This window comes from Acidovorax sp. Root402 (genome assembly GCF_001425125.1).
In the GTDB taxonomy this organism is placed as follows: domain Bacteria; phylum Pseudomonadota; class Gammaproteobacteria; order Burkholderiales; family Burkholderiaceae_C; genus Acidovorax; species Acidovorax delafieldii.
Window position 1 is genome coordinate 393,599 of sequence record NZ_LMDQ01000018.1, and the last position, 15,714, is coordinate 409,312.

The following is a 15,714-nucleotide window of genomic DNA, read 5'->3' on the forward strand; positions in this document are numbered from 1 at the left end:
GTCAGCTGATTCAGTACAGCTTCAACGTAGGCTGGCCTAGCGTGAATGGAGGCAAGGGAGATATGGCTTGTCTTATGCAATTTTCTACTTTAAGGAGAGAGGGTTATTACCTGTATGCAAGGCCATTCTAAGGATGGAACGCAACGATGAACTTCATGTTCAAAACGAATCTGCGGGTTTAATGTGACACTTCGTATCCAAAACGAATCTGCGGAATTAATGTGACTTACGCGCATCACAAAATGCGAGAGCTCACTCGCGCTTAGATTGCCAAAGGTGTGATAAGGCGGAGGCGAGGCAGAATCGATGGGCTAGGGGGGCGGTCGCGTTGGCGACGCTTGCCGAGGGGCACCCCATTGTCGTGCTGAGGGCTGCGAACTAGGCTTGCGATCAAAAGGAGACTGTCTGCCCCATGCGCCCTCACTACAAGTTCTGGCCCCGCCGCCTTCCACACGCCATCACACTGCCTGCCACCTCGCTGTGGGACAACCTGGCCACCAATGCACGCCGCTACCCTGACAAGGCGGCGTTGGTGTTTTTCGGCACCACGGTCAGCTACCGGCAACTGATGGAAGGCGCGGAGCGCCTGGCTGCGCGGCTGGCCCAGCTAGGCGTGCAGCGGGGCGACCGCGTGGTGCTGTGCATGCAGAACTGCCCGCAGCTGGTAATGGCCCACTTTGCCATCCTGCGGGCCAATGCGGTGGTGGTGCCGGTCAATCCGATGAACCGGGCCGAAGAGCTCAAGCACTACATCACCGATCCCGACACCAAGGTGGCGATCACCACCGGTGATCTGGCCCCCGAGATGGCGAAGGCCAGCAATGCGTTGGCCCCTGGCGAGCGGCTGGCGCATCTGGTGGTCACGCAGTTCTCGGATGCGTTTGACGTGGCAGTGACCGGCATGGATGCGCCGCCCGAGGCGTGGATGGACTGGCTGGGCACGCGCCACCCCTTGCCGGCACTGGAGGGCGGGCAGGCCCACGCCTGGGCAGATGCCCTGGCTTGTACTGATGCGCCCCCCGCTTTGTTGGTAGGCCCAGCCGACCTGGCGCTGCTGCCCTACACCAGTGGCACCACAGGCCTTCCCAAAGGCTGCATGCACCTGCACAAAAGCATCATGCACAACACAGTGGCCGCCTGCCTGTGGGGCAATGGGTCTGCCGACAATGTGACGCTGGCGGTGGTCCCCATGTTCCATATCACCGGCATGGTGAGCGTGATGCACACGTCGATCTACTGCGGCGCCACGCTGGTCATCATGCCCCGCTGGGACCGCGACCTGGCCGGGCGCTTGATATCGCGCTACCAGGTCACCACCTGGACCAATATTCCCACCATGGTCATCGATCTGCTGGGCAGCCCGAACTTTGCCAGCTATGACCTCTCCAGCCTGGCCTATATCGGTGGCGGGGGAGCGGCCATGCCGCAGGCCGTGGCGCAGCGCCTTCTGGAGCAATATGGCCTGAGGTATGCCGAGGGCTATGGCTTGACCGAAACGGCGGCGCCGTCGCACGCCAACCCGCCGGACCACCCCAAGCAGCAGTGCCTGGGCATTCCGTTCATGAGCACCGATGCGCGGGTGATCGACCCCGACACGCTGCAGGAACTGCCAGTAGGCGAACAGGGCGAGATCATCATCCATGGCCCCGAGGTGTTCGAGGGCTACTGGAAGCGGCCCGATGCCACGGCGTCAGCCTTCATCGAGTTCGAGGGCAAACGGTTCTTCCGCTCGGGCGACCTGGGGCGCATGGACGAGGACGGTTACTTCTTCCTGACCGACCGGCTCAAACGCATGATCAATGCCAGCGGTTTCAAGGTGTGGCCCGCCGAGGTCGAAGCGCTGATGTTCCGCCACCCTGCGATCCAGGAGGCCTGCATCATCGCGGCCAAGGACAGCTACCGGGGCGAGACAGTCAAGGCGGTGGTGGTGCTGCGCGCTACCCACAAGGACACGACCGAGCAGCAGATCATTGACTGGTGTCGCGAGAACATGGCCGTCTACAAAGTGCCGCGCATCGTGCAGTTTGTGCCGGCGTTGCCCAAGAGCGGCAGCGGCAAGGTGATGTGGCGCGCGCTGCAGGAGCAGGAAGCGCAGTGACGGGTTGGCACCCGCCGGTTTGACAAACGCGCCAAGAAGAAAAGAGATGCCGCTACGGCGGCGGTGACGAGCCCTGCGGCGGCCGTCAGTGCGCCGCGCCCGCCATGGTCAGTTCGCCCAGGTCCCGCTCCAGCAGGGCGGGGTCGCCCAGTTGCAGCTCGATCAGACGGCGCAGGTGGGTGACGCTGTCCAGGTCAATGCCCTTGCACAGCAGCCCGGTGTGCAGGCCTTGCACGTGGGCCACCTCGGTGGACATGGCGATGTGGTTGCCGGTGTCGGCCAGGGGGATGGTCAGTTGGCACAACGTGCCTTGCCCCAGCGTGGCCTGCGCGGGCACCATGATCAACGCGCCCTTGAGCGACAAATCCAGCACATGCACGCTGAACGCATCGGTGGCCGTGGTCAGCAGGGCCGGTGCATCAAAACCAACGCGGACGAAGTGGCGGCGTTCATGGGGCATCGCTGTCTCCTGGGCGGGGCGGGGGTGTGGCACATGCTACCCCAACCGGCACACGGTAGTTATTTTTTGGAGGTTTTTGCAAGCATTCGTTAACATGGTTTCTCCATCACCTGGGGGGTCCGGTGTGAAACCTGGCGTGAACTGGCTGGTGCGGTGCTGTGCCGCGTGGCTCAAAGGCATTGTGTGGGCGGCCGTATTGACGGCCAGCGCCAGCATTGCTGCTGCGCCCCGCGAGCTGCGTGTGGGCGTGTACTCGAACGAACCCAAGGTGTTTGTGGATGCCGACGGCAAGGCCGCAGGCATTTTTGTGGATCTGCTGCAATTGGTGGCTGCGCGCGAGCAGTGGACCATCAAATATGTGCCCTGCAGCTGGCAGGACTGCCTGGATGCGCTGCGCGAGGGCCGGCTCGACCTGATGCCCGATGTGGCTCGCTCGCCCGAGCGCGAGATCCTGTACGACTTTCACCGCCTGCCAGTGCTGCACAGCTGGTCGCAGATCTACCGGACATCAGGCGCGCCCATCTACTCGTTGTTTGACCTGCAGGGCAAGCGGGTCGCGGTGCTCAAGGGCTCCGTGCAGCGGTCCACATTCCTGAACATGGTGGACAGCTTTGGCATCCAGGTGACTTTGGTGGATGCGCCCAGCCTGATAGATGCGTTTGCCATGGTGCAGCGTGGCGAGGCCGATGCGGTCATCTCCAACCATCTGTTCGGCAATTTCCATTCGGCCCGCTATGGCGTGGTGGACACGGGCATTGTGTTCCAGCCCGCTACGCTGTTCTTTGCGACCGGCCCCGGTCGCAACGCAGATGTGTTGGCGGCCATTGACCGATCCGTCGAGAACTGGCGCAGTGGCGCCGACCCGGCCTATGCCCAGGTGATGCGCCACTGGGGCGGGCAAGACCCTGGCGTGCAGATTTCCCCCTGGGTGTGGCGGGGGCTTGCGGGCTTGGTGGCGTTCAGCTTGCTGGCTGCGTTGATGGTTGCGATCTTGCGTCGCCAGGTCCAAGAGCGTACGCGCCACTTGCGGGACAGCGAGCAAAAGCTCGCCACCATTTTGGACAGTGTTGGCGCGTTCATCTACATCAAGGGCAAGGACTACCGTTACCAGTACGCCAACCACCACACGCTGCATTACTTTGGCAGGCCGGCGCACGAGGTATTGGGCCATGACGATGCGGCGTTTTTCGACTCAGCCACGGCGCAAAGGCTGCGAGCCAATGACCGCCGGGTGCTGGAGGACGGCGAGACGCTGGAGGCGGAGGAGGTGAACACGCCCGCCGCCACGGGCGAGACACGCGCGTTTTTGTCGATCAAGATTCCGCTGCGCCACGCGGATGGCAGCATTTATGCGCTGTGTGGCATCTCAACCGACATCACAGAGCGCAGCAAGGCCGAAGAATCGCTGCAGATTGCTGCCACGGTATTTGAGTCGTTCGAGGGCATGATCGTGACAGGGCCCGACCAGAGGATTCTCAAAGCCAACCAGGCCTACGCGCGCCTGACCGGCTACACGGTGGACGAGCTGGTGGGCCAGACGCCGCGCCTGCTGCACTCGGGCCGCCAGGACGCGTCTTTTTACGCGGCCATGAAGAACACCTTGCTCTCCAGCGGCATGTGGCAGGGCGAGGTATGGAACCGGCGCAAGGACGGCACCGAATATCCGGCCTGGATCACCATCACCACCGTGCGTTCGCCGCGCGGCGACATCACCCATTACGTGGGCACGCAGACGGACATCTCCAGCCGCAAGGCTGCCGAAGAAGAAATTCGCCTGCTGGCCTTCTACGACCCGCTCACGGGCCTGCCCAACCGTCGGTTGATGAATGACCGCCTGCAACACAGCCTGGCCGCCAGCGCACGCTCAGGCGCGGGCGGTGCGTTGCTGTTTGTGGATCTGGACAACTTCAAGGACCTGAACGACACCCAGGGCCACGAGCTGGGCGACCAGCTGCTGCGCCAGGTCGCCGCACGCCTGGGGGGCTGCGTGCGCATGGGCGACACCGTCGCACGCTTGGGTGGAGACGAATTTGTGGTGCTGCTGGAGGGGCTCAGCCCGCAGGCGCACGAAGCGGCCGCCCAGGCCGAAACAGTGGGGCGCACGGTGCTGCAGGCTCTCAGCCAGAGCTACCAGCTCGACGGCCATTCGCACCACAGTTCTTGCAGCATAGGCATTGCGCTGTATGCCGATGCACGCGGCTCGGTGGACGAATTGCTCAAGCACGGCGACATGGCGATGTACCAGGCCAAGGGCGCAGGCCGCAACACCTTGCGGTTCTTTGACCCGCGCACCCAGGCCAATGTGACCGCGCGCACGCTGCTGGAGGCGGGCTTGCGCGACGGGCTGCGCGAGGGGCAATTCTTGCTGCACTATCAGGCACAGATTCACCAGCAGCGAGGCATTGTGGGCGCCGAGGCGTTGGTGCGCTGGCAGCATCCGCAGCGCGGGCTGGTGTCGCCCGCCGAGTTCATTCCAGTGGCCGAAGCCTCGGGTCTCATCGTGCAGCTGGGCGTGTGGATTCTGCGCACGGCCTGCCTGCAACTGGTGGAGTGGGCACGCGACCCGCAGACTGCCCACTGGACCTTGGCCGTGAACGTGAGCGCACGGCAGTTCCGCCACAGCCACTTTGTGGACGAAGTGCTGGGCGTGCTGGAAGAAACCGGCGCCAACCCGCACCGGCTGAAGCTGGAGTTGACCGAGACCCTGCTGCTGGACGATGTGGAGGACACCATCCAGCGCATGGACATCCTACGTGCATCGGGCCTGGGCTTCTCGCTGGACGACTTTGGCACGGGTTATTCGAGCCTGAGCTACCTCAAGCGCTTGCCACTGGACCAGCTCAAGATCGACCAAAGCTTTGTGCGTGACCTGCTCACCGACGCCAATGACGCCAGCATTGCCCGCACCATCGTGACCCTGGCCCAGAGCCTGGACCTGGGGGTCATTGCCGAGGGGGTCGAAACCCAGGAGCAACGCGACATGCTGGCCGGGCTGGGCTGCCATACCTGGCAGGGCTACCTGTTCGGGCGCCCCGGGCCGGCGGAAGCACTGCTGCAGGCGGCTGCCACTGCAGCGGCGTCGTGATGCCGGTGGACGTATATCGGGCTTAGGCGCCGGCAGCCAAGGCCTTGCGGTACCTCCTCTCGCGCCAACAACTGTCGCCATTGGCTGACATTTTGTAGCGTCTGAAAGGTGTAAGGTACAGGAAGCCTTGTGACTCACACAGGGCCGCCCTCCCTGTGCACACGCTGTTTGCGTGCACGGCATGGCAGTCAGCAGGAGCTTTCCATGAAAAACACCATGTTTCCCACGATCCGTCTTCTTGTTTCGGGTGCGGCTGCGGCCGCGCTCCTCGGCCTGGCGGGCGGCGCGCATGCGCAGGCCTACGTCAATGCCACCGTGGGGGGCGAACTGGCACCCGGCGTGTATGGCCGCATCAACATTGGCAATGCACCGCCGCCACCGCTGATTTACGCAGAGCCTGTCATCATCCAGCGCCCTGCTGTGGTGGTGCCGCGTGCGCCCATTTACCTGTATGTGCCGCCCGGCCATGCCAAGAACTGGGGCAAACACTGCGCTCGCTACAACGCCTGCAGCCAGCCGGTGTACTTTGTGCAGGAGCCGCCCCCACGCCGTGGCAACCCGTACCAGGGTCCGCGCGGGCGCGATGACCATCGCTGGGATGATGACCGTGGACGCGGCGGCAAACACGACCGTGACCATGACCGCGGGCATGGCAAGGGTGAAGGCCGTGGCAAGGGCCATGGCAACCGGGACTGAGCGGCTTGCGACCACGGGGGCTGGCCGGTTGCGTGGATCCGGATGCGGCCCCCACACTGCACCCACCCTGGTTGCGCCATCGCAGAACCTGTGGTGGCGGCTGCGGTTAAGCTCGGGCCTCTATGGCCCAAGTCTCCTTTTCTCCCCCTTTCACTACACCGGCTGACGTCGCCAGCCAGCTGCAAAGCAGCGGCTTTGCCGTGCTCAGCCCTGAGGCCGTTGCCGAGTGGGTTGGCTGTGACCTGTCGGCGCTGCTGGCCCTCAACAGCGACTGGGCAGCCTTGCCGCCCGATGAATTCCTGAAGGATGGTGGCCGCTACCGTCGCCGCCGCCATGCCTGTTTTGTGCTGCAGCAGGGCCAGATGCAGCAGGTGCCGCACCGTGCCCACTGGCAGCCTGTGGAATACAACGCGCTGCACGGCGGCATGGAGCGCTGGTTTGCCCCCATGGAGCCCGCGACCGTGGCGCAGCCTGTGTGGCAGCAGTTGCTCGCCGCTCTGGCGGGCGTGTCGGACGCTGTGTTTGCCGGGCCGCAGGCACCGGTGCCCTGGTTTGTAGAGGCGCACCAGTTCCGCATCGACACCACCGACGGCATCGGTCGCCCCACACCCGAAGGTGCCCACCGTGACGGGGTGGATCTGGTGGCGGTGTTTCTGGTGGGGCGCGAGGGCGTCAAGGGGGGCGAGACGCGGGTGTTTGAGGCCAACGGCCCTGCGGGGCAGCGCTTTACGCTGACGCAGCCCTGGTCGCTGCTGTTGCTGGACGACGCGCGCATGATCCACGAGTCCACGCCCATCCAGCCGCTCAAGGACGGAGGCTACCGCGACACCCTGGTGGTGACCTGCCGGCGGGGCAACTTCCAGGGCGCGGACGTGGTGGGGCAGGCGCCGTCCGGGGCCTGAACACTGCGGCAGAAGTGCATCCGATTTGATGCGAATCAAGATGCGGGGTATGGTGGCGGTTCACACTGTCGCCCATGGTCAGGCCACAAGCCTGGTCCCACCCCTCATTCAAGGAGTAGCACCATGTTCAAACACATTCTGGTTCCTGTCGACGGTTCCAAGACCTCCATGCTGGCCGTGTCCAAGGCCGCAGGCCTGGCCAAGACCTTTGGCAGCGCCGTCACTGCGGTGTATGTGATCGACCCGTATCCCTTCACCGGCGTGGGTGCCGACTTTGCCTACGGACAGGCCCAATACATCAGTGCCGCCACGGCCGAGGCCAATGCAGCGCTGGATGCCACCAAGCAGGCCATGGCCGATGCGGGTGTGCAGGTCACCACCGTGGTGGGCGAGGGCCATGCAGTGCACGACGGCATCCTGCGTGCGCTGGAGAGCACTGGCGCCGACCTCATCGTGATGGGCTCGCATGGCCGCCGTGGCCTGGAAAAGCTGGTGCTGGGCAGCGTCACGCAGCGTGTGCTGGGTGTGGTGCACATCCCTGTGCTGGTGGTGCGGGACTGATTGTTTTTGCCCCATGCAAAACGGCTCCTTTAGGAGCCGTTTTTTATTGCAGAGCGCGCTTCAGGCGGTCACTCAATCTTTGCGCCAGAGGCTTCCACAATGCCCTTCCACTTGGCGTAGTCGGTCTTGAGCAGGGTGTTGAACTGAGCGGACGACATGGCCTCCGGCTCGGCACCCTGGGCGTGGATGGCGGCCTTCATCTCGGGGGTAGCCAGCAGTTTGTTGATTTCTGCGTTGACGACGTTCACCACGGTGGCCGGTGTGCCTGCGGGCGCAAACACGCCGTACCAGGTGCTCACATCAAAGTCCTTGAAGCCCGACTCGGATACGGTGGGTACTTCGGGCATGGACGAGCTGCGCTTGGCCGATGTCACGGCCAGCGGGCGCAGCTTGCCCGACTTGATCTGGGCCATGGCCGATGGCACCGAGGACATGAGCAGGTCCACGTTGCCCGACAGCGCATCCATCAGCGCAGGGTTGGAGCCCTTGTACGGGATGTGGCTGAGCTTGATGCCCGCAGCCTTTTCGAACAGGTCGCCTGCCAGATGGATCGAGGTGCCGTTGCCGGGCGACCCGTAGGTGATGGTGCCGGGCGCTGCCTTGGCAGCAGCCACCACGTCGGCCAGCGTCTTGAACTTGGAGTTCGCGCTGGTGGCAATGACCACGGGCGTGTAGGCCACATGGGCTACGGCGGTCAGGTCCTTGGTGGGGTCCCAGGGCAGGTTTTTGTACAGCCAGGGGCCGATCACCAGGTTGTCTTTCTGGCCCATGACCAGGTCATAGCCGGTGGGCGCAGCCTTGACGGCCTCGCCAATGCCGATGGTGCCGCCTGCGCCGGCGCGGTTGTCGGCCACCACGGTCCACTTGGCGCTTTCAGTGAGCTTGGTGGCCACCAGGCGCGACAGGATATCGGTGCCGCCGCCGGGCGGGAAGGGCACGATCAGGCGGATGGGCTTGGCGGGGTATGCCGCAGCGGGCGCAGGCGCCTGGGCGTGGGCCGTGGAGCCCAGCGCAAAGGCGAGGGCGGTGAAGGAAAGCAGGGTGCGCATCATGGTGAGAGGTGTCTCCATCGGTTCAGTGGTGTGCGGGCTACCGCCAGGCCGCTGGGTGCGGCTGCGGTGGCCCGGCTGATCTGGGGCAGCGGGCGCCAATGATCGCTGATCGACTGTGGCGCTCGCGTTGCCAATAGCAGGTGGCAGCATCGCGGGTGGCGATGGCAGTGTGCGCACCCGCGTGCAGGTCAGAGGCGCTCAAAAATCGCCGCAATGCCCTGGCCGCCGCCAATGCACATCGTCACCAGCGCATAGCGGCCCTGGATGCGTTGCAGCTCATGGATGGCCTTGACGGTGATGAGCGCACCGGTGGCGCCGATGGGGTGACCCAGCGAGATGCCCGAGCCGTTGGGGTTGACCTTGGCCGGGTCCATGCCCAGGTCCTTGGTCACGGCGCAGGCCTGGGCGGCAAAAGCCTCGTTGGCTTCGATCACGTCCAGGTCGTTGACGGTGAGGCCCGCTTTCTTCAGCGCCAGCTGCGTGGCCGGCACGGGGCCGATGCCCATGTACTTGGGGTCCACGCCCGCGTGGGCGTAGGCCACCAGGCGGGCCAGGGGCTTGGCGCCACGGGCCTTGGCAGCACCGGCTTCCATCAGCACCACGGCGGCGGCGGCGTCGTTGATGCCGGAGGCGTTGCCAGCGGTGACCGTGCCGTTTTCCTTGATGAAAACGGGCTTGAGCTTGGCCAGGTCGTCCATCGTGGCGCCGGGGCGGAAGTGCTCGTCGGTGGCGTACTGCACGTCGCCCTTCTTACTCTTCAGGGTGACGGGCACGATCTGGTCCTTGAACACACCGGCCTGCGTGGCGCGCTCGGCGCGGTTGTGGCTCTCGACCGCCAGCTTGTCCTGGTCTTCGCGGCTGATGCCCCACTTGGCGGCGATGTTTTCGGCCGTCACACCCATGTGGATGTTGTGGAAGGGGTCGTGCAGTGCGCCGATCATCATGTCCACCATCTTGGTGTCGCCCATGCGGGCGCCCCAGCGCATGTTCAGGCTGGCAAAGGGCACGCGGCTCATGTTCTCGGCACCGGCGCCGATGGCCACGTCGGTGTCGCCCAGCAGGATGGACTGGCTGGCGTTCACGATGGCCTGCAGGCCCGACCCGCACAGGCGGTTGACGTTGTAGGCGGGCGTGCCTTCGCCGCAGCCGCCGTGGATGGCTGCCACGCGTGACAGGTACATGTCCTTGGGCTCGGTGTTGACCACATGGCCGAACACCACGTGGCCCACGTCCTTGCCTTCCACGTTGGCGCGGGCAAGCGATTCGCGCACGACGAGTGCGCCCAGTTCGGTGGGGGGCACGTCCTTGAGGCTGCCACCAAAGGTGCCAATGGCGGTGCGCACTGCGCTGACGACGACGACTTCACGGGTCATGGGGAGGTCCTTTCAGAGAAATTCAGGTCAAAACGGCTGCAAGCGCTAGTGAATCATGCGGTTGCAGCTATCAAAGTAGGAGTAAATGGGCTCACGCCTCGCGCACATCGGCCACCGGGTTGGTGCCGAAGTCTGCGCGCTCCAGCCAGGCGAGCACGCGGGTGGCGGCGTCGGCAGGCGATGTGAGCTGGCCACCCGTCTTGAGGTTGGCGAAATTCTGGCGGTCTGGGAAGGCGGCCGGGTCGGCGCCGCGCAGCTGGACCTGCATGTCGGTGTCGATCACACCGGGAGCCAGTGAGCATACCTTGGCCCCATGGGGCTTGATGGCCTCGTCCAGCGCCACGCAGCGGGTGAAATGGTCCATGCCCGCCTTGGCGGCGCAGTACGCGGCCTGCGAGGCCATGGCCCGGCGGCCGAGGCCCGAGGAGATGTTGAGCACCTTGCGCGGCACCGTCCAGGTGTCCGTCGCGCCCAGGAAAGCAGCGGTGAGCTGCATGGGAGCCTCCAGCCCCACGCGCAGGGCGGTGGCCAGGTCTTCCGCGTCGCTGGCCGACAGCGGGGCGATGCGCGGGATCATGCCCGCGTTGTTGACGAGGGTGGCGCTGGCAAACGCCTGCGGGCCCTGGGCCTGCAGCCAGGCTTGCAGCTTGTGGGCCGCCTGCTCGCCCTGCGACAGGTCTTGCTGCCACTGTTCGATGGCGACGCCTGCGGCCCGCGCCTCGGCGGTCAGGTCATCGTTGGCGCTGCGGGCGATGCAGATCAGGGTATTGCCGCTGCGCAAGAGCTGCTGGGCCATGGCAAGGCCCATGCCGCGCGATGCGCCGGTAAGGATGTAGAGGTGGTTTTGAGGCATCCCGCCATGTTACTGCGCAGTACACAGGGCCGGGTGTCTTCACTGGCCTCTGCGTGACTCCAAAGCGGACAGCAGCAGGGCCAGCCGCGCATCCAGCGCGGCCAGATCGGCCGCCTTGAGGTCGGAAAGGATGCGGTGTTCGTTGGCCACATGGGCTTCCACGGCGCGGTCGATCAGCTCCAGCCCCTGGGGCGTGAGCTGCACGAGCGAGCTGCGGGCATCGGCCGGGTTGGGCAGGCGCTCGATCCAGCCCTGGGCTTCGAGCTTGGCCATGCGGTGCGTCATGGTGCCCGACGTGACCATGAGCGTGGAGAACAGCGTGGTCGGCGTCAGGCAGTAGGGCGCGCCACTGCGGCGCAGCGTGGCCAGCATGTCGAACTCCCAGCGACTCAGGCCGAATTCGGCAAAGGTTTCATCCAGCCGCCGCTCCAGCAGCGCGGCGCAGCGCTTGATGCGCCCGATGGGGCCCATGGGGCTCGCGTCCAGGTCGGGGCGCTCGCGCTTCCACTGGGCCAGGATGGCGTCGACGGCGTCGGGTTGGCGTGGGGTGGCCATGGGCTTTTGGTGGTTGATTTATCTTGAATTCGAGATTGTATGGTAAAGTTTTTGTCTTGATTTGAAGATAAATATATGGCTGCTTCACGTGCTTCTGCAAGTTCCTCAACCTGGCTGGATGCGCTCACCACAGCGCTCGGACCGGTCATCTGGGGCTCGACCTACATCGTCACCACCGAGCTGCTGCCGCCCGACCGGCCCTTCACCGCCGCACTGCTGCGCACCTTGCCCGCGGGCTTGCTGCTGGTGCTGTGGTGCCGCCGCTGGCCGGCCTGGGGCGACTGGGTGGGGTGGCGGCGCCTCATGGTGCTGGCGGCGCTGAACATTGGCGTGTTCCAGGCGCTGCTGTTTGTGGCGGCCTACCGGTTGCCCGGTGGCGTGGCTGCGGTGGTGGGCGCCGTGGGCCCGCTGGTGGTGATGGGCCTGACCTGGGCGCTGGACCACCGGCGCCCGCCCGCACTGGCGCTGGCGGCTGGGGCGCTGGGTGTGCTCGGCATGGCGGCGCTGCTGCTGTCACCCGGTGCGCGCTGGGACATGGTGGGCGTGGCTGCCGCGCTGGTGGGCACGCTGTGCATGGCAGCGGGCACGTTCTGGTCGCGGCGCTGGCGGTCTGACTTGCCGGTGCTGGCGTTTACCGGCTGGCAGCTGTTGGCGGGCGGCGTGATGCTGGCGCCGGTGGCCTGGGCGGTGGACCCGCCTTTGCCCGCACTCACCGCCACCCACATCGCGGGTTATCTGTACCTCAGCCTGGCGGGCGCGCTGGTGGCCTATGCGCTGTGGTTCCGTGGCATTGCGCGCCTGCCGTCGGTGGCGGTGTCGTCGCTGGGGCTGCTGAGCCCGGTCACGGCGGTGCTGCTGGGCTGGGCGCTGCTGGGGCAGGCCATGACTGGGGTATCGCTGGTGGGCATGCTGGTGGTGCTGGCTAGCATCCTGGCCGTGCAGTGGGCCATGTCGCGCGCCGTGCCGCCGGGCGGGCGCTGATCAGCAACTACCGGTTGCTATTGAATAGATAGCGATTGGTGCATGTTCCACTAGCGCTGTCGGGCCATTTGGCTAGAAATCGGCCGCCCACTCCAGCGCTACCTGCTCCCCGGTGGTGGGGTGCGCAAAGGCCAGGTGACTGGCATGCAGCAGCAGGCGCGGGGCCTGTGCCTGCGTGGCGGCATTGGCATACAGCCCGTCGCCCAGGATGGCGTGGCCGATGGCGGCCAGGTGCACGCGCAACTGGTGGGTGCGGCCGGTGATCGGCTCCAGCTCGATGCGCGTGGTCTGCGCCGTAGCGTCTTGCGCCAGTGCACGCCAGTGGGTCAGGCTGGGTTTGCCCACGGCGTGGTCGATGACGCGCAGCGGGCGGCGCTCCCAGTCGGCAGCAATGGGCAGGTCGATCTCGCTCCAGTCGCCGCCCGCTGTGCCCAGCAGCCCTTGCACCACCGCCTGGTAACGCTTGTGCACCTGGCGCTCGGCAAACGCGTGGCCCAGGCGCCGCTGTGCGTCTATGTTGCGCGCCATGAGCACCAGGCCCGAGGTCGCCTGGTCCAGCCGGTGCACGATGAGCGCGCCGGGCCAGCGCTGCTGTGCGCGTGCGCTCAGGCAGTCTTGCTTGTCGGGGCCCCGGCCGGGCACACACAGCAGCCCGGAGGGTTTGCACAGTACCAGCAGGTCGTCGTCTTCGTACAGCGCCTGTACGCCATCAGCCACGGGTTCAGGCAGGGTCATGGCCCACGATCAGCCGCTGCACGGTGGCGCAAAGTTCTTCCACGTCATTGGGTTTGTGGATCAGGGCTTGCGCGCCTTCGGCGAGTGCGGCCTGTTCGATCTCGGCCGTGACGTAACCCGAGGCCAGGGCCACGGGCAGGTCGGGGCGGATGAGGCGGGCCTCGCGCACCAGGTCCACGCCACAGAAGCCGGGCATGTTGTAGTCGGTGACCAGCAGGTCATAGGCCTGCGGTGCTGCCCGCAACGCAGCCGTGGCCTCGTGCGGGTCGGTATAGCCGCTCACCTCGTAGCCCCGGCGGCGCAGCAGGCGCTGCACCAGGAAGACCAGGGCCTGGTCGTCGTCCACGTACATCACATGGTGCTTCTTGCCAGGCGCACCGCCGGGTGGTTCTGCAGGCTCCGGTGCAGACGTTGCGGCGGCCAGTGGCACGGCCTGCGCGGCGGGGCTGGGCTGCGCACCAGCAGTCGCACCGGTGGCGACCGGAAAGTACAGCGTGAACCGGCTGCCCTGGCCTGGCGCGCTTTGCACATCCACGCCGCCTTCGTGCGTGCGCATCACGCCATGCACCACCGCGAGGCCCAGGCCCGTGCCCTGGCCCACGGGCTTGGTAGTGAAGAAGGGCTCGAAGATGCGCTCCAGCGTGGCAGCGTCCATGCCGGGGCCGGTGTCGCGCACTGTCAGGGCCACGTAGTCGATGGGCGCGAGGCCCAGGCGCTCGGTCAGGCGCTGGTCGGGCTGCACGGTGGCGGCCTCCACGTGGATGCTGCCGCGCTCGGTACCAATGGCATGGACGGCATTGGTGCACAGGTTGAGCAGGGCCTGCTCGACCTGCGTGGCATCGGCCAACACGGGCGGCAGGCCCGCCTGCAGTTGCATGTGCAGCTCGATGGCAGGAGGCAAGGTCACGCGCAGCAGGCGCTCGGTGTCGTGCACCACCTCGGCCAGCGACACGGCCGAGCGCTGCGGGGGCTCGTTGCGGCTGAAGGTGAGGATCTGGCGCACCAGGTCGCGCGCGCGGCGGCCGGCCTTGTCGATCTCCAGCAGGCTCTCCAGCACGGGCGAGCCTGCAGCGCAGTCGGCCTTGGCCAGCTCCACATTGCCCAGAATGGCGCCCAGGATGTTGTTGAAGTCGTGCGCGATGCCCCCGGCCATGGTGCCCACGGCCTGCATCTTGTGCGACTCGCGCAGCTGGGCCTCCAGCTCATTGCGGTGCGCCTCGGCCTTCTTGCGACCGGTGAGGTCGCGGGCGAACACGGTGGTGGTTTCCCCGTCAGCATGGCGCTCGAACGACACGCTCACCTCCACGGCCAGCTCCTTGCCGCTGGCGGTGAGGGCCGTCATCTCGCCCAGCAGGGCCTGCGTGGTGAGCTGGGCAAATGCCAGCGCCTGTGCAGCGTCGGGCAAAAATCGGTCGAGCGTGCTGCCCAGCGCGTCGCTGGCACTGCACTGGAACAGCGCGGCCGCCGTGGGGTTGAAGACGGTGATGCGCTGGTGCTGGTCCACGCAGATGATGGCGTCCAGCGCGGAGTTGATGACGGCCTCCAGCCGCTTTTCGCTGGCGCGGATCTGCTCATTGCGCTGCTGCAGGGTCTCGGCACTGTGCTGCAAGGCCTGGCGCTCGGCCAGCAGCGGGCCCTGGTCGATCACCGCGCACAAAAATTGCGACAGCGGCGGGCCGCTGGTCTGCGGTGCATCGATGTGGGCAATGTGCAGGTCGCCGGTGATGCGCGTGGCATTGCTGATGGTGAACACCACCTCCTTGACCTCGCTGTGCCCCAGGTCCTGCGCCTGGGCAAAGGCTTCGCGCACGCGCGCGGCATCTTGCGGGCACACAAAGGGCATCAGCGCGGTCAGGGGCCGGTCGCGCTCGGTGGGCTGGAAAGAGCGGTGCGCCATGGAGTTGGCCTGCACCACCATGTCGTGGTCGTCCACCACCATGAGGGCCAGCGGCACGCTGGCAAACAGGGTTTCGAAGCGTTCGTACGCGCTCTCGGCCACGGCCTGGCTGTAGCGCAGCACCTTGTTCTGGTTTTCCAGCTCGGCCTGGTAGGCGCGTAGCTCGGCCACCAGGCCCTCCGCCGAAGCGCCGGGCGTGCGGGAGTGGGGGACAGGCGGGCGAGGCATGTGCTCTGCGGCTGCGGGCTGGCGGCCTGCAGGGTCCAGAAAAGACAGGTCGGGTTCACTCATGAAGGGGCGCGGTCAGCCGGGTGCGTGCCCGGGCGCTCGCCCAGGCTTTCTCAAGTGTACGCCTGCCCATCTGGCACCACGCGATGGCGGCTGCACCATCAGAGCGCGGTTGCAAAGCGCTTGTGGGTCGATTGTTGATGAATTGCGAACAATCCGTTTCTTTGGCAGGGCTTAC

13 protein-coding genes are annotated in these 15,714 nt (G+C 65.9%); 6 read left to right on the forward strand and 7 right to left on the reverse strand.

Annotation, left to right across the window (positions count from 1 at the left end):
- The first annotated feature begins 412 nt into the window (after positions 1–412).
- Positions 413–2,098 (forward strand): long-chain fatty acid--CoA ligase, encoded by a 1,686-nt coding sequence (locus ASC83_RS22210; protein ID WP_056067653.1) that lies wholly within the window; start codon positions 413–415, stop codon positions 2,096–2,098.
- Between the two features lie 85 nt (positions 2,099–2,183).
- On the opposite strand, the gene ASC83_RS22215 is transcribed toward ASC83_RS22210, so the two are convergent.
- Complete coding sequence (locus tag ASC83_RS22215; RefSeq protein WP_056067655.1) at positions 2,184–2,558, reverse strand: PilZ domain-containing protein; 375 nt, start codon at positions 2,556–2,558, stop codon at positions 2,184–2,186.
- 136 nt (positions 2,559–2,694) lie between these two features.
- Here ASC83_RS22215 and ASC83_RS24485 point away from each other — a divergent pair, with 136 nt between their 5' ends.
- The 4 genes from ASC83_RS24485 (at position 2,695) to ASC83_RS22235 (ending at position 7,802) form a co-directional block, all read left to right on the forward strand.
- Entirely contained in the window at positions 2,695–5,643 is a 2,949-nt protein-coding gene (locus tag ASC83_RS24485; RefSeq protein ID WP_304439370.1) for an EAL domain-containing protein, read from the forward strand.
- Positions 5,644–5,847: 204 nt separating this feature from the next.
- A complete protein-coding gene (locus tag ASC83_RS22225; protein WP_056067657.1) occupies positions 5,848–6,339 on the forward strand; it encodes a hypothetical protein in 492 nt (163 codons plus the stop codon).
- A gap of 122 nt (positions 6,340–6,461) precedes the next feature.
- Positions 6,462–7,241 carry a 2OG-Fe dioxygenase family protein gene (locus ASC83_RS22230; protein ID WP_056067659.1) on the forward strand — a complete coding sequence of 260 codons (780 nt, stop codon included), beginning with the start codon at positions 6,462–6,464 and terminating at the stop codon, positions 7,239–7,241.
- 123 nt (positions 7,242–7,364) lie between these two features.
- Positions 7,365–7,802 (forward strand): universal stress protein, encoded by a 438-nt coding sequence (locus ASC83_RS22235; RefSeq protein ID WP_056067661.1) that lies wholly within the window; start codon positions 7,365–7,367, stop codon positions 7,800–7,802.
- A 68-nt stretch (positions 7,803–7,870) separates the two neighbouring features.
- Here ASC83_RS22235 and ASC83_RS22240 read toward each other — a convergent pair whose 3' ends face one another.
- From ASC83_RS22240 to ASC83_RS22255, 4 genes are all read right to left on the reverse strand, one after another.
- On the reverse strand, positions 7,871–8,854 hold the full coding sequence (locus ASC83_RS22240; protein WP_056067663.1) for a tripartite tricarboxylate transporter substrate binding protein: 984 nt from the start codon (positions 8,852–8,854) through the stop codon (positions 7,871–7,873).
- A gap of 188 nt (positions 8,855–9,042) precedes the next feature.
- Complete coding sequence (gene bktB, locus ASC83_RS22245; RefSeq protein WP_056067665.1) at positions 9,043–10,227, reverse strand: beta-ketothiolase BktB; 1,185 nt, start codon at positions 10,225–10,227, stop codon at positions 9,043–9,045.
- Positions 10,228–10,318: 91 nt separating this feature from the next.
- Positions 10,319–11,080 (reverse strand): SDR family NAD(P)-dependent oxidoreductase, encoded by a 762-nt coding sequence (locus ASC83_RS22250; protein ID WP_056067667.1) that lies wholly within the window; start codon positions 11,078–11,080, stop codon positions 10,319–10,321.
- A 39-nt stretch (positions 11,081–11,119) separates the two neighbouring features.
- Entirely contained in the window at positions 11,120–11,635 is a 516-nt protein-coding gene (locus ASC83_RS22255) for a MarR family winged helix-turn-helix transcriptional regulator (protein WP_056067669.1), read from the reverse strand.
- Positions 11,636–11,710: 75 nt separating this feature from the next.
- Here ASC83_RS22255 and ASC83_RS22260 point away from each other — a divergent pair, with 75 nt between their 5' ends.
- The gene (locus ASC83_RS22260; RefSeq protein ID WP_056067670.1) at positions 11,711–12,616 is read left to right on the forward strand and encodes an EamA family transporter; all 906 of its coding nucleotides are present in this window, start codon (positions 11,711–11,713) and stop codon (positions 12,614–12,616) included.
- 72 nt (positions 12,617–12,688) lie between these two features.
- Here the strand turns inward: ASC83_RS22260 and ASC83_RS22265 are convergent, their stop codons facing one another.
- Both ASC83_RS22265 and ASC83_RS22270 read right to left on the reverse strand, forming a co-directional pair.
- Complete coding sequence (locus ASC83_RS22265) at positions 12,689–13,351, reverse strand: RluA family pseudouridine synthase (protein ID WP_056067672.1); 663 nt, start codon at positions 13,349–13,351, stop codon at positions 12,689–12,691.
- On the reverse strand, positions 13,338–15,539 hold the full coding sequence (locus ASC83_RS22270; RefSeq protein WP_056067675.1) for an ATP-binding protein: 2,202 nt from the start codon (positions 15,537–15,539) through the stop codon (positions 13,338–13,340). The genes ASC83_RS22265 and ASC83_RS22270 overlap by 14 nt, the downstream gene beginning before the upstream one ends.
- Between the last annotated feature and the right edge of the window lie 175 nt (positions 15,540–15,714).

Bases quoted from the DNA above. Each gene is read 5' to 3' on its own strand.
- ASC83_RS22210 (WP_056067653.1), top strand. From the start codon at position 413: ATGCGCCCTCACTACAAGTTCTGGCCCCGCCGCCTTCCACACGCCATC.
- ASC83_RS22215 (WP_056067655.1), bottom strand. From the start codon at position 2,558: ATGCCCCATGAACGCCGCCACTTCGTCCGCGTTGGTTTTGATGCACCG.
- ASC83_RS22225 (WP_056067657.1), top strand. From the start codon at position 5,848: ATGAAAAACACCATGTTTCCCACGATCCGTCTTCTTGTTTCGGGTGCG.
- ASC83_RS22230 (WP_056067659.1), top strand. From the start codon at position 6,462: ATGGCCCAAGTCTCCTTTTCTCCCCCTTTCACTACACCGGCTGACGTC.
- ASC83_RS22235 (WP_056067661.1), top strand. From the start codon at position 7,365: ATGTTCAAACACATTCTGGTTCCTGTCGACGGTTCCAAGACCTCCATG.
- ASC83_RS22240 (WP_056067663.1), bottom strand. From the start codon at position 8,854: ATGATGCGCACCCTGCTTTCCTTCACCGCCCTCGCCTTTGCGCTGGGC.
- bktB (WP_056067665.1), bottom strand. From the start codon at position 10,227: ATGACCCGTGAAGTCGTCGTCGTCAGCGCAGTGCGCACCGCCATTGGC.
- ASC83_RS22250 (WP_056067667.1), bottom strand. From the start codon at position 11,080: ATGCCTCAAAACCACCTCTACATCCTTACCGGCGCATCGCGCGGCATG.
- ASC83_RS22255 (WP_056067669.1), bottom strand. From the start codon at position 11,635: ATGGCCACCCCACGCCAACCCGACGCCGTCGACGCCATCCTGGCCCAG.
- ASC83_RS22260 (WP_056067670.1), top strand. From the start codon at position 11,711: ATGGCTGCTTCACGTGCTTCTGCAAGTTCCTCAACCTGGCTGGATGCG.
- ASC83_RS22265 (WP_056067672.1), bottom strand. From the start codon at position 13,351: ATGACCCTGCCTGAACCCGTGGCTGATGGCGTACAGGCGCTGTACGAA.
- ASC83_RS22270 (WP_056067675.1), bottom strand. From the start codon at position 15,539: ATGAGTGAACCCGACCTGTCTTTTCTGGACCCTGCAGGCCGCCAGCCC.